16 protein-coding genes are annotated in these 11295 nt (G+C 66.3%); 10 read left to right on the forward strand and 6 right to left on the reverse strand.

The window, feature by feature from the left end:
* The first annotated feature begins 163 nt into the window (after positions 1-163).
* On the forward strand, positions 164-1048 hold the full coding sequence (locus tag AC08OU_RS16930) for a DNA adenine methylase (RefSeq protein WP_476605289.1): 885 nt from the start codon (positions 164-166) through the stop codon (positions 1046-1048).
* Between the two features lie 5 nt (positions 1049-1053).
* Here AC08OU_RS16930 and AC08OU_RS16935 read toward each other — a convergent pair whose 3' ends face one another.
* Both AC08OU_RS16935 and AC08OU_RS16940 read right to left on the reverse strand, forming a co-directional pair.
* The gene (locus tag AC08OU_RS16935) at positions 1054-2475 is read right to left on the reverse strand and encodes a zinc ribbon domain-containing protein (protein ID WP_476605290.1); all 1422 of its coding nucleotides are present in this window, start codon (positions 2473-2475) and stop codon (positions 1054-1056) included.
* Between the two features lie 2 nt (positions 2476-2477).
* Positions 2478-4460: an ATP-binding protein gene (locus AC08OU_RS16940; protein ID WP_476605291.1), complete on the reverse strand. Its 1983-nt coding sequence runs from the start codon at positions 4458-4460 to the stop codon at positions 2478-2480.
* 381 nt (positions 4461-4841) lie between these two features.
* Between AC08OU_RS16940 and AC08OU_RS16945 the strand changes: the two genes are divergently transcribed.
* Together AC08OU_RS16945 and AC08OU_RS16950 are read left to right on the forward strand one after the other, a co-directional pair.
* Complete coding sequence (locus AC08OU_RS16945; RefSeq protein ID WP_476605292.1) at positions 4842-5129, forward strand: hypothetical protein; 288 nt, start codon at positions 4842-4844, stop codon at positions 5127-5129.
* 50 nt (positions 5130-5179) lie between these two features.
* On the forward strand, positions 5180-5494 hold the full coding sequence (locus AC08OU_RS16950; RefSeq protein ID WP_476605293.1) for a hypothetical protein: 315 nt from the start codon (positions 5180-5182) through the stop codon (positions 5492-5494).
* On the opposite strand, the gene AC08OU_RS16955 is transcribed toward AC08OU_RS16950, so the two are convergent.
* Positions 5440-6174 carry an XRE family transcriptional regulator gene (locus tag AC08OU_RS16955; protein WP_476605294.1) on the reverse strand — a complete coding sequence of 245 codons (735 nt, stop codon included), beginning with the start codon at positions 6172-6174 and terminating at the stop codon, positions 5440-5442. The genes AC08OU_RS16950 and AC08OU_RS16955 overlap by 55 nt on opposite strands.
* 139 nt (positions 6175-6313) lie before the next feature.
* Here AC08OU_RS16955 and AC08OU_RS16960 point away from each other — a divergent pair, with 139 nt between their 5' ends.
* The gene (locus AC08OU_RS16960) at positions 6314-6760 is read left to right on the forward strand and encodes a GntR family transcriptional regulator (RefSeq protein ID WP_476605295.1); all 447 of its coding nucleotides are present in this window, start codon (positions 6314-6316) and stop codon (positions 6758-6760) included.
* Positions 6761-6784: 24 nt separating this feature from the next.
* Positions 6785-7354, forward strand: coding sequence for an HD domain-containing protein (locus AC08OU_RS16965; RefSeq protein ID WP_476605296.1), 570 nt, complete (start codon positions 6785-6787; stop codon positions 7352-7354).
* Here the strand turns inward: AC08OU_RS16965 and AC08OU_RS16970 are convergent.
* Genes AC08OU_RS16970 through AC08OU_RS16980 form a run of 3 tightly spaced genes read right to left on the reverse strand, consistent with a single transcriptional unit; the run spans position 7351 to position 9075 of the window.
* A complete protein-coding gene (locus AC08OU_RS16970) occupies positions 7351-7836 on the reverse strand; it encodes a hypothetical protein (protein ID WP_476605297.1) in 486 nt (161 codons plus the stop codon). The genes AC08OU_RS16965 and AC08OU_RS16970 overlap by 4 nt on opposite strands.
* 7 nt (positions 7837-7843) lie before the next feature.
* On the reverse strand, positions 7844-8320 hold the full coding sequence (locus AC08OU_RS16975) for an NUDIX domain-containing protein (protein ID WP_476605298.1): 477 nt from the start codon (positions 8318-8320) through the stop codon (positions 7844-7846).
* 14 nt (positions 8321-8334) lie between these two features.
* Positions 8335-9075, reverse strand: a complete 741-nt coding sequence (locus AC08OU_RS16980; protein ID WP_476605299.1) for a helix-turn-helix domain-containing protein — start codon at positions 9073-9075, stop codon at positions 8335-8337.
* 250 nt (positions 9076-9325) lie between these two features.
* Here AC08OU_RS16980 and AC08OU_RS16985 point away from each other — a divergent pair, with 250 nt between their 5' ends.
* The 5 genes from AC08OU_RS16985 to AC08OU_RS17005 all read left to right on the forward strand — a co-directional run.
* Positions 9326-9685: a hypothetical protein gene (locus tag AC08OU_RS16985; protein WP_476605300.1), complete on the forward strand. Its 360-nt coding sequence runs from the start codon at positions 9326-9328 to the stop codon at positions 9683-9685.
* A 40-nt stretch (positions 9686-9725) separates the two neighbouring features.
* Positions 9726-9920: a hypothetical protein gene (locus AC08OU_RS16990; RefSeq protein WP_476605301.1), complete on the forward strand. Its 195-nt coding sequence runs from the start codon at positions 9726-9728 to the stop codon at positions 9918-9920.
* 25 nt (positions 9921-9945) lie between these two features.
* Positions 9946-10686, forward strand: a complete 741-nt coding sequence (locus AC08OU_RS16995; RefSeq protein WP_476605302.1) for a DUF2637 domain-containing protein — start codon at positions 9946-9948, stop codon at positions 10684-10686.
* Positions 10683-10931 carry a hypothetical protein gene (locus AC08OU_RS17000; protein ID WP_476605303.1) on the forward strand — a complete coding sequence of 83 codons (249 nt, stop codon included), beginning with the start codon at positions 10683-10685 and terminating at the stop codon, positions 10929-10931. Before AC08OU_RS16995 ends, AC08OU_RS17000 begins: the two co-directional genes overlap by 4 nt.
* Positions 10928-11295: hypothetical protein (locus AC08OU_RS17005; RefSeq protein ID WP_476605304.1), on the forward strand; the 368-nt coding region annotated here is incomplete at its 3' end. The genes AC08OU_RS17000 and AC08OU_RS17005, both read left to right, overlap by 4 nt.

Raw genomic sequence — 11295 nt, forward strand, 5'->3', positions numbered from 1 at the left:
CGCACCGCGCCCGAGCGCACGGGCTGAGCCTTGAGTGCGTCAAGCGCTGGTCTACTGCTTGCCGGGGAGTTGCCGCCAGCAACTACCGGTGTGCGGCGCGACTAGGGTCGTTAGCGCTCCCTAGAATCAGCGCGCGACACCCAGCCGACCTGAAGGGGCACCCGTGGTTGACGTCATCGCCCGCCGTGGCTCCCACGCGAGTCCGTTGCGGTATCCGGGCGGCAAGGCCACGCTGGCCGGCTTCTTCGAGAGCACCATCGAGGCGCTCGGGCTCAACAGGCCCACGTACATCGAACCCTACGCTGGAGGTGCTGGCGCGGGCCTGGAACTCCTGTCCAGGGGAGTTGTAGGCATGGTCGTGATCAACGACTTGGACCCCGCGATTCACGCCTGCTGGAAGGCAATGGTAAAGGAGTCGGATGCCTTCCTCAGGCTGCTGAGCCAGACCCCGTTGACCGTCGAGGAGTGGAAGAAGCAACGCGAGATCTATCGCCGGCGTAATGACGCAAACGTAGACACACTTACCCTCGGGTTCGCCACCTTTTACCTCAACCGCACCAGTCGCTCCGGAGTGCTCGGAGCCGGTGTGATCGGCGGACTTACACAACAGGGCTCCTACAAGATCGACGCCCGCTTCGACAGGGTTGTCCTCAAGGCCCGGATCGAGAAACTGGCGGAACTTAGCGGGAGGATCCGAGTAACGAGGCAGGACGGTGCGGCGCGACTTCGTGCATATCTCCCAAAGGAAAACGTGTTCGCGTACGTCGACCCGCCATACGTCGAAAAGGGCAGCTCGCTCTATATGAGCGCCTTCAAGAAGACAGACCATATCGCCTTGGCGAAGGTCCTGAATGGCCACGCGAACACCAATTGGGTTCTCACCTATGACGTAGCCGACCTGATCAGAAGTCTGTATAAGGCGCGCGAGGTTTCCGAGTTTCGGCTGCTCTATTCTGCCCACCTGCGTGGAGCGAAAGACGGACTCATGCGGGCATCGACCAGCGAACTAATCGTACTTTCGAATCCAGTGGCCGACGCACTTACCTAATCAGGCTAGTGCAAGCCCACGAACGGGCCGCGCTGCCGAATCTGGCTCCGGGTCGGTAGCCCCAAGGACTGTTGAACCAACGCACGCAGCACCGATTGGCCCACACCCAGTGGTAGAGAGGCGGCCGAGTGCGCCAGCGCCACTGGGATTACTGCGTTCTCGTATAGCCGCGTCTGTACGTAGTCGAGCACCTCACAGATTGGCCGTAGAGTGGGATAACTCGACCACAGTTCCCCTTCAGGGTCACCGTACGGGGTAACGCCCGGTTTCGGCGGCACAGTGACAACGAGGATTCCCCCCGTTCTTGTGCGATAGATGAACCGCCGTCCGTAGAACTCATCCGATCCGTAAGGGTTGTTTAGCGGACGGCCCGTCATCCGGTTGATGTACTCAGTTGTGAGGAGCATGATCTGGCCGGGCTCGATCAAATCGGCGATGAGGTGTGCATGCTCGACGAAAGCACCCGACTTCTCGACTCCCACGACTAACGGAGCGGCGGGGCGCTTGTTGGCGATGCATTGGCTGGCGAAGTCACCGAGGTACTCCTGGAACCGCCGCTTCAGTGGAGCGACCGTTCCGTGTAGAGCGAGTGGTCCGTCAGTGATGAACAGAGTCTTTTCAAGAACCTCGTAGCTGTGCGAGTCCTCGAATAGCAGTTGCATGTACCCAAGAGACGTCAAACGTTCGGCCACCAACATCAACCGCGTCAGCGAACTACGATTCGATCCCTCAGGCATGTACTCTTCTTCAGTGCGGAGCGCATCTCCGAGATAGATCCTGGTCCTGCAGTTGGGACATTCCGCTCCCTCCTTAGGGACATCTATCCGGCCACCTGGTAGCTGCGCATCCTTTGCACCACACGAAGGGCATCGCCGAAGAGGCACGGCCGCGGCGGGGCCCCTTGGGGACCCGTACAGCGTCAACAGCATGTCAGCCAGCGTCTGATCCGATGCCTGATCGAACTTTGTTTCCTGAAGGAATCGATCCAATTCCTGACGCCAGGTATCCACACCAGTCGATCCTGGAATCACCAGACCCGAACCGGGGAGCGCCCTGTCGAAGGCGGCATGCTGGTGTGACTCGCGCAGAAGATGCGGGTTGACGAAGTCCCCAGCGCCGGCCTGGTGCAGCTTAGCGAAGTCTACGAAGGATGCCGCGACCCTTATGTATCCCACCTTGATCGTCGGGTGTTCACGCGTAGCCTCAACCTCGTTATCCGACCCATCAACAGTGATGGCAAATCGGACCTCGTCCGCGATACCGGCATTGCCGAGTTCCTCAATGGGGCGGCAAAGCGACGTAACCCTATTCTCGTCAGCAGGGGTCGCCTGTGCGACTTCCCAGCGTGCGAAGGCGTCGTGGACTGCTTGACTGTTGACAACGGGTACATGTCCGAGCCGTGACGCTCGTTCGGATGGGTAGGGCATACCTACCCGACCTCCACCGGCGGCAGCCCGGCCGCCGCTCGAGCACCGTTGATCATGGCATGGTCAAATTTCGCGACCTGCACAGGAACGATATATTTTCCTGAGTAGGTCTTCATCCTCACGAAACCTTGATCCTCGACTCGGCGAATGCTTTCAGCCCACGTCTTGAAGTCGTAGTAGTGAGATAGTTCGCGAGTCTCGTTGTCGGAGTTCAAATGCGCCACGAGCCAGTTCGATGTATTCGAAAGAATGCGCTGGTCAACACTCGATACTTCCTGCGTCGCGTATATGAGGCCAATTTGATACTTCGCCGCCTCCTTTGAGAGGCGAACCCACGGGTTCCCCGCTACGTCTTTCGCGCCGCGCTCGAAGAGGTTATGCGCTTCCTCAACAACGATCTGGAATGGAACCGACTCCGCGCCCGATCGGAACCGATCATTGGCCCTCGCCAGGAGATAGGTCACCGTGCTCTCTGAGATCGTCTTGGACACGTCGCCGGACCCATGCGCAAGATCCACAATGGCGATCCGCCCCGCCTGCATATCTCCCCATACCTGCTCTTCAACGCGCTGCATCGAACTGCTGGAGTGGAATTCGCGCAGTTGGCGGATCGCGGCCTTGCCGCTGGCGCGGTTGTTGAAGTCAGCGACAAACTTGAAAGCTGTGTCGCCGCCGCTGGAACGCTGATTCCAGCTTCCCTCGTTTGCCATGTGCAGCATGACGCGCCTGGCAGCCTCAGGCGTCCTAGCCCGATACGTCCTCCCCGTCTTTACAACGAGGCCTGAATTTGCTCGGTCGAATGCCTGGAAGAGTGGCTCCGTCCATACGAACTCGAGACCCCCGCTCGTGAACGTTGCGCCGACAATGCCGCACTCGACGAGCAGTCCATAGAAGCCGAGGACGGCCTTTGACCACGTGGCCCAGTCTCCCGCGTCCGTGGCGCGGTCAGGCTCAGTCCAGTTGATCGAAGTAAACGACTTGACGTATGCGTACGTTCCGAATTGATCATTGACCACGGAGTTTACGAAGTCGACCACGGCATCGAAGTTGACCGGGTCGAAAAAGTTCATGGCGAGCGGCAAAACTTGGGGATCGGTACTACTCGCGCCCAGGCGATAGATACGCACCCTGCTCTCGTCGCCAAGGAGCCGCAGTCCTGTCTGATCCTGCTCGTTGACATTCGCGTACTCGCCCTGTGGATCGAAGATCAGTTGCCCTACGGGAGTACCAGAGTCAGCTGCCTGGGTCGCAATCGCAGTCACCAGCGTCTTGATGGTGTTTGACTTACCCGTACGAGTCATTCCGAACACAGCGGTCTTGCGGGACACGAAGTCGCCGATGTGCACATGAACTGCGGCGTTGTCGGTTCCAGACTCACGCGCCCGGCGACGCGTAGAGGCGAACCGGACGGCTCCCAATGTGAGCAGGTCATTTCCATCGGGCTCTGGGAAGGATGCGATCCAGGATAAGATCTCTGGAGATGGCAGAAAGACTTGATACCTCGCGGAGGACACCACATTATCGATATCGGATCCGAACTGGATCTTGCTCTCATTGCGGTCGACGTAGAATGTTCCGATAACGTCACAGTCGAAGGCAGACTGTTGGAGTTCGTTTCGCGTCAGCTCGTCGGTCACTTCATCGAACCCCTTGCCCGAGTCCCCCGCGTCACGCACCACTGCGAGTCGGGTCTGAATGAGATCCGACTCGTTCGGAAGTGGTGCGGTGCCGCTAACGCGAAGAAGAATCAGCTCCTCGTCGTCCAGGGCGAATCCCTCGGACTTCTGCGCACCAGCGGCAGCGAGCAGGAAAGCGCCGTGCGGAACTCCGCCGGCCTGTGTCTTACGCCAGTCATCGGTCAGAACCACAGCCCGCTCGTAGTCCAAGCGAAAGATGCCCCCCACAGCCTTGCAGGCGGAGTTGACCAACGTCGCCAGTGGGGTCGACGCGCGAGAAGACCCCAAGATCGTGGAACTGATGCTCATGGCTCCACCCTATTGACCGAGTCCGACAGAACATGTGACTTCCGAGCCCAAGGCGTCGTGGGAGCGCGGACACGGCCGGTCGGCTCGATTAGCCAGATGAGTCGTCACACCCTACTCGCGCGCGGGACCTTCAGGGACGTATTTGGACGCTTAGGTCGCGCGGTGTGGTCGTCCCTCGATACTCCCAGCAAGGCTCCCTCGTGGTGCCCCGGTCTTGGAAGACGTTCTCGTGCGACCGGCATGTCCCGAATCCGTGACTCGATCGCGGTACTGGCGTCCCAGGTCCCTCTGGTGGCCTTGCAGATGGCGCCGGGCGGTCTACGGAGGGCCGTTGGCCGACCCGGTGCCCACCAACGGACAGCGTGGGGATGAGGGTGCGACGTGTTGGGGCGGCTTGAGATCTTGGTGGTCAACGACCTGGGGCGAGAGGATGTCGTCTCGGTTACCTTCCGGCGGGACACCGTCGAACTGTGGACCGATCGGCGCTCTCGTGGCGTGTTCGAGCGCGAGGAGCTGCGCGCGTGGCTCGCTGAGCCGGCCGGGAGCATCCGGACCGATGACGTTGGTCTGAGCGTCCTTCCGGCGCGTGTGGCGCTCGACGTCGGCGACATGGTGTCATCCTGGGCGCTCGCTCCGGGTGTCCTGCGCGACCTGCGGACGCGGGTGTGAGCGCCGTGTCGCGCTACGCACCTCGACCGGTTGCCCTGGCGATCCTGCACATGGCCGAGCACCTCACGGACGTGGAGAAGCGACGGGCGCGTGTCGCTCTGGCGCTTCGTGCCAACGACGAGGGCTACGCGCTCGCCGAGACGTTCGAGGTCGATCCGCGCCACTTCCGTGAGACGGCCGCCCTTGATGCTCTTGAGTCACTCGCCGGACAACTCGACGCGTCACACGTGATCGTTGTCGGAGAAATCGACCCCGAGCGAGTCGAGGACATCGCCGCGCGCATCCGAATGACGGTCGAGCGGCTGCCGTATCACGTCGTGAGCGGCTCTGCGGAGGACCAGACGCGCTCGAAGCTGTCGACGTAGGTGTCCACCATGCCGCCGGTACCGCGCAGGTGGACGACGGGCGCGTACGCGGCTGCAATGCCGTACACGTGCTGGTTCACCAACAGCTCGTCGTCGGCGCGGTAGATCGAGTTGTAGAGCACCGTCGGGTGTAGGCGGATCTCGACGCCAGCCGTCCCGGTGATGCGCCGGTAGAGCACGATGGCGTTGCGGATCTTCGCCGCCATCGCGTCCGCGATCCCTTCCTCGACCCCGCGTTGGGTCACGTGTGCGCTCTCGGGGTCGCCGAGGATGATGCGCACGGCCACGCCGCTCGACGCCTTGGTACCGATCACCCGGAGGAGATCGACGTCCTCGGCGATGAACAGCCCGCTGTAGACCAGGATGCCGATCTCACGCTCGGCGCCGCCGAACAGTCGGCGCCACACCTCGCGCGGGACGGCGCCCCGGTGCGGGTAGGTGGCGTAGACCTCCGGGCCGACGGGCGAGGAGCCGGTGAGTTGCGGCCACAGGTCGTACTCGTGGCGCTCGAGGAGATCGGCCAGTCCCCACCGGTGGCGCGGTTGTGGGAGCCGGCCGGAGAGCCACCGATGCACGGTCTTCGGGTCGACCCTGAGCGCCTCGGCGACGTCGATGTCGCGGAGTCTGGCGTCCGCCATGGCACGTCGCAGCGGTTCGGCGAGGATGCGGGTATCGGGCATGTCGGCCTCCCTCTGCCTCGGCAAGCTAGCACAAGACGTCCCTAGACGTCCCTCGTTGCGGTTCAACGGAAGGCGTCTGGCCTGCGAGGCTGTACGGCGTGCCCGGCCCACGTCCGCTGAACGAATCGAGGCGTGACGCGTGACGCCGCGTCTCGTGGGTTGGGGCGCCTACCGGGAGATCGCCGCCGCCCTGCGTGAGCGGTTGACTGACGCACCCGCGGGGACGCCCGTGCCGTCGGAAGCCACACTCGCGGGCGAGTTCCACGTCGCCCGCAACACCGTGCGCCGGGCGCTGGCGCAGTTGCAGGACGAGGGCCTGATCGAGACCGTGCGCGGTCGTGGCCGCGTAGTGCGGCGCGCGGACGGCGTGCACGACGCTCCCACGTACCGACGGATCGCCGAGGAGCTGCGGGCCGACATCACCTCCGGAGCGCTCGCACCGGGCGACCGACTGCCCTCGGAAACGGCCCTAGTCCAGCGCCACACCGTCTCGCGCGGGACGGCGCGTCAGGCCCTCGCAGTCCTCGAGGCCGACGGTCTGATCGACGTTGTGCACGGCAAGGGGCGGTTCGTCCGCGCCCGGTAGCCGGGCGCTGGCTACTCTGCCGGGATGTCCTCGGCGGAGTGGGCGCAGGACGTCGCGCGCGAGCTGCTCGAGTCCGCGCTGCCCCGGCGCTGGGCACACACCGAAGGAGTCGCCCGCCGGGCGCGCGAGGCAGCACCGGCCGCGCCCGCGCACGCCGGCGTGCTCGAGGCCGCCGCGTGGCTGCACGACATCGGCTACTCCCCCACCCTCGCCGCCACGGGGTTTCACCCGCTCGACGGCGCCCGTCACCTCCGCGACGCCACCGACGCCGAGCCCCTGTTGTGCTGTCTGGTCGCGCACCACTCCGGCGCCCTGGTCGAGGGACGGCTACGCGACCTGAGCGGCGTCCTCGAGCACGAGTTCCCGTCGGCCGCCATCGCGCCGACGGCGTTGCTCGACGTCCTGACGTACTGCGACATGACCACCGGGCCGGCCGGCGACCCCGTGAGCGTCGACGAGCGGCTCGCCGAGATCGGCGAGCGGTATCCGGCCGACAGTGTGGTGCACCGGGCCATCGCCGAGCTCGCGCCCACGATCCGGCGTCAGTGTGCCGATGTGGCCGCTGCACTCGCCGACGGTCGCTCGATCGCCTAACGGTCCTCCGGTGGCGCCGAGCGCTCCTCGCTGCGGGTGAGGAAGCCTTGCTCGTCGCGGCTCCACTGCCAGCCGTCGCTGTCGAGGAACTCGATCTGGACCGGTTCCGGCGACAGGTATGCCTTGAGCCATTCGCGTGGCGCGACCCGTTGCACGGTCTGTCCGGGCGGGACGAGGCCGACGAACTCGGCCCCGCCGCCGTCGGCTTCGGTGGGTACCGGTGATGGGAGTGAGACTTCGTAGATCGGCATGTCGCTGGCGTTGTGGATGTGGAAGTACAGTTCGCGACCGCCGTGCGGTGTCCGCTGTGCCTCGATCCAGGCGCTGACCTTGACCGCTTGGGAGCGCTGGTCGTCCTCGGCGCGCTTCACCTCGCGGAGCTGTTCCTGGCGCAACAACACCATGCCGACGGCGAACGCGCCGACCGTGCCGACCGCCGAGAAGACGTTCGCACCGGCGTCCACCCAGTCAGCGGCAGGCATGCGTCTGTCAGCCGAGGTAGGGCTGCGGGCGGCCCTCGAGGTAGTGCCCGATGCGTAGCCGCATCGACCGATCCATGGGCTCGAGCGCGGCCAGCTCGTCCCGGGGAACCCATACGACGTCTCGTGACTCGTCGCTCGGTGTCGGTTCGCCGCCGACCGCTCGCGCGGTGTAGAGGACGGAGAACTCCTGCCGCACCTCGCCGTCGCTGGTGTAGAGGATGACGTGCCGCGGGTCGGTGTAGATGCCGACCAAACCTGTTATCTCGCAGTCGATCCCGGTCTCTTCCTTCACCTCGCGGACCGCCGTCTGTACGAGCGACTCGCCCAGGTCGAGAGCGCCACCGGGCAGCGCCCAGTTGCCGTTGTCGGTGCGATGGATGACCAACACCCGCGCCTCGTCGTCGGTCACGACGACGTTGGCCGACGGCACCACGCTCGTCGCGTCGGGCGCCTGCGGGTCGTCGTAGTAGTCGATACGGGCCATGTCCTCAGCGTCTCTCAGTCATCCAGCGGTCGCGCCTGGGACCAGACACGCTCGAAGCTCTCGACGTACGTCGAGACCATGCTGCCGCCGGCCACCCGTCGCAGGTGCAGAACCGGCGCCTGGGAGGCTCCGAACCCGTAGACGTGCGCGTTGACCAACAGCTCGTCGTCCGAACGGTAGATGGAGTTGTAGAGCACGGTCCCGTGCTTGCGGACCTCGATCCCCTCGACCTCCTGCAACGGCCGCAGCAGAACCAGCGCGTTCGTGATCTTCCCCGGCATCGACGTGCCGATCTTCTCGGACTCGCCGCGCGAGATCACCTCCGGGCTGTCCGGGTCGCCGAAGAGCAGGCGGACGTTCACGCCGGCCTCGGCCCTCGCTCGCAGGATCGAAGTGATGCCGGCGTCCTCGGCCAGCCACAGCCCGCTGTAGACGAGGACGCCGATCTCCTCCTCCGCGGCGTCGAACAGGTGACCCCACATGTCCCGCGGGACCGTCCACCGATGCGGGTAGACCGTCATGATCTCGCTCTCGGACGCGCCCGCCGCCTGATCCGGCGACAGCGCGCCCGGCCACAGGTAGGTCTCGTCCTCGCCAAGGATGCGGCCCAGCTCGTACCGGTGCCGCCGGTACGGCCGACGGTCGGTGGTGATCCACCGCTCGACGGTCTTCGGGTCGACCTTGAGCTGTGCCGCGACGTCGTCAGGCGTGAGTCGCAGGCGAAGGAACGCGGCCTTGAGTCGCTCGTTCGGCATCCACCCGCTCGCAGACGTCCCGGGGACGTTCCCGGGACGTCCCGGGACGGCGAACACCGTATGGCGGACGTCTCGCACAGGTCCAGTCCGGTGGTGATCACGTCCCCGGCTCCCGACAGAGGCTCAACCCATGCCAACCAGCCACCGCCCGGCAGACCCGGACCGGACGCCGACCAGGCCACCGACCCCGGCGCTCGAGGACGGGACCCGTACCGGGTTGACGACCGACTCGGACTCAGAGAATCTGAACATGTCTATACATGTTCTGATTCTCCGGCTGGTGGACCGAGCCCAACGAGAGGAGTCCCCGATCAACGACACCGACCACCGGCCCGACGACCCCACCCCGGACTCGAGTCCGGACCCCGGGCCGGACTCGAGTCCCGACCCCGCCGCCGACCTGCCCGACCTCTATGGCGACCTGACCCTCTGCCCCTGCGGCGCCCGAACCGTCCCCGGCTCCCTCTGCCGCAAGTGCACCGCCCGCGCCACCTGGTCCCGACGCAAGGACGGCGCCACGCGCCGACAGCGGCGGACCACGGACCGGCCCGGGAACCGGACCGAGCCCGACGCCGGGACCGGACCCAGGTCCCGCCGCCGCAACCGCTGACCTCACCCACGAACACCGACCGAAAGGAGATCGACCAGCGTTGACCATCACCTTCTCCGCCGTCGTCCTGCTCGCCGTCCTCGTCTACTTCCTGATCCGCTTCGCCGGCCTCCGCGGCTGGCAGGCCCTCGTCTGCATCCTCTTCGGCTTCTTCCTCGCCAGCTCGTCCCTCGCCCCCTACATCCGCGAGGCCACCCGCGCCGCCGCCCGGTTCCTCGCCGGACTCGACCTCTGACCCTCTGATGAGCGGAAGGCACGCCATGACCACCACCGACGCTCCGCCGACTCCCACAACCCCGGGCGACCGGGCCGACCACCCAGACCGCGACTGGTGGGTGGTGGCCGGGATGACGATCGCCGCCGCGTCCGCGACGCTGGCCAGCTTCACCGGTCTGCGCGGACTCGCCGTGATGACCGGGTGGCCCGACACCCTCGCCTGGCTCCTGCCGGTCACCCTCGACGCCTACGCCATGACCGCCGCCCGCGTCTGGCTCGCGCCATCGACCCGGACGACCACGGCCCGATCGTTCGCCCGAGCGAACGCACTCGGCGCGATCACCGGGAGCATCACCGGCAACGCCGCCTACCACGCGGTCCACGCCGGACTGCTCGAAGTGACGTGGCCGATGATCGTCATCGTCGGCGCCGTCCCGGCCGCCATCCTCGGCCTCACCGCTCACCTCCACGCGCTGCGTGGCCGAACCGCACCCGCGGCCCCACCGGACGCGCCGACCTCGACCACGCGACCCCGGCCACCGGGCATGCCTACCGGCGCGGGGAAGCCGCGCACGTCACGCCTCAGCGACGACGCGCTCATGGCCGCCGCCGTCGCCGCGGACGCCCGCTACCGCGCGAAGCACAACGGACGGCCGATCTCACGAGACGCCCTCCGGGCGGCACTGCGGATCAGCGGACCACGCGCCACCGAACTCCGCCGACAGCTCGCCACCCACAACCCGAACGCGCCCACCGACCGAGAGGAGATCGAACACCACCGATGACGACCGACGACACCTCCACGACGATGCCCATCACCGACCCCGCGCTGATCCCGCACCCTCGCCGCCACGACGACACCGACCACGGCGACCAGCTCGCGCGCCGCTACGCCAACCTGCTCGCCGCCGCCCGCGCCGCCGTCGCCGCCGAGGACGACGGCGAGAGCGACCCCCTGTGGTACGTCCGCGACGAACTCGGCGCCCAGGACCCCACCACCCACGACGACGACGACCGGGACGACTGGTGAACCGCGCCAGCCGCCGTGCCCGGCGCCGGCTGCGGCGGGGTGACGCTCGCCGCGAGCCGCTGCTGATCCTCGCGGACGAGCGCTACGCGGGTGAGTACCTCGAGGCACTCGCCCGGTGGGCCTACCGGTACCGCTCGGAAGCCGCGCCCGTGCTCCTGATGGTCGCGCTCGCCGTCACCGCGAGCGTCCTTCACGCCCGCCACCCGGGATGGGCCCCGCTCGTCGCCGTCGTCGGCGCGGCGTCGGCCGTGCTCGTCGGCTGGCACCGGGCCACGCCGACGCTGCGCCGGATCGAGCGCGCCTACGCGGCCGGCGTGACCGCCGCCGCGTCCGGCTGGCTCTCGCTCGCCACCGCGCACGGCCC

Source organism: Frankia sp. CcMO1, from assembly GCF_977945845.1.

What these genes read in the sequence shown, in the direction of transcription:
- AC08OU_RS16935 (WP_476605290.1), bottom strand. Translation starts at nt 2,475, where the DNA reads ATGCCCTACCCATCCGAACGAGCGTCACGGCTCGGACATGTACCCGTT.
- AC08OU_RS16940 (WP_476605291.1), bottom strand. Translation starts at nt 4,460, where the DNA reads ATGAGCATCAGTTCCACGATCTTGGGGTCTTCTCGCGCGTCGACCCCA.
- AC08OU_RS16950 (WP_476605293.1), top strand. Translation starts at nt 5,180, where the DNA reads ATGGCCGAGCACCTCACGGACGTGGAGAAGCGACGGGCGCGTGTCGCT.
- AC08OU_RS16955 (WP_476605294.1), bottom strand. Translation starts at nt 6,174, where the DNA reads ATGCCCGATACCCGCATCCTCGCCGAACCGCTGCGACGTGCCATGGCG.
- AC08OU_RS16965 (WP_476605296.1), top strand. Translation starts at nt 6,785, where the DNA reads ATGTCCTCGGCGGAGTGGGCGCAGGACGTCGCGCGCGAGCTGCTCGAG.
- AC08OU_RS16970 (WP_476605297.1), bottom strand. Translation starts at nt 7,836, where the DNA reads ATGCCTGCCGCTGACTGGGTGGACGCCGGTGCGAACGTCTTCTCGGCG.
- AC08OU_RS16975 (WP_476605298.1), bottom strand. Translation starts at nt 8,320, where the DNA reads ATGGCCCGTATCGACTACTACGACGACCCGCAGGCGCCCGACGCGACG.
- AC08OU_RS16980 (WP_476605299.1), bottom strand. Translation starts at nt 9,075, where the DNA reads ATGCCGAACGAGCGACTCAAGGCCGCGTTCCTTCGCCTGCGACTCACG.
- AC08OU_RS16985 (WP_476605300.1), top strand. Translation starts at nt 9,326, where the DNA reads ATGTCTATACATGTTCTGATTCTCCGGCTGGTGGACCGAGCCCAACGA.
- AC08OU_RS16995 (WP_476605302.1), top strand. Translation starts at nt 9,946, where the DNA reads ATGACCACCACCGACGCTCCGCCGACTCCCACAACCCCGGGCGACCGG.
- AC08OU_RS17000 (WP_476605303.1), top strand. Translation starts at nt 10,683, where the DNA reads ATGACGACCGACGACACCTCCACGACGATGCCCATCACCGACCCCGCG.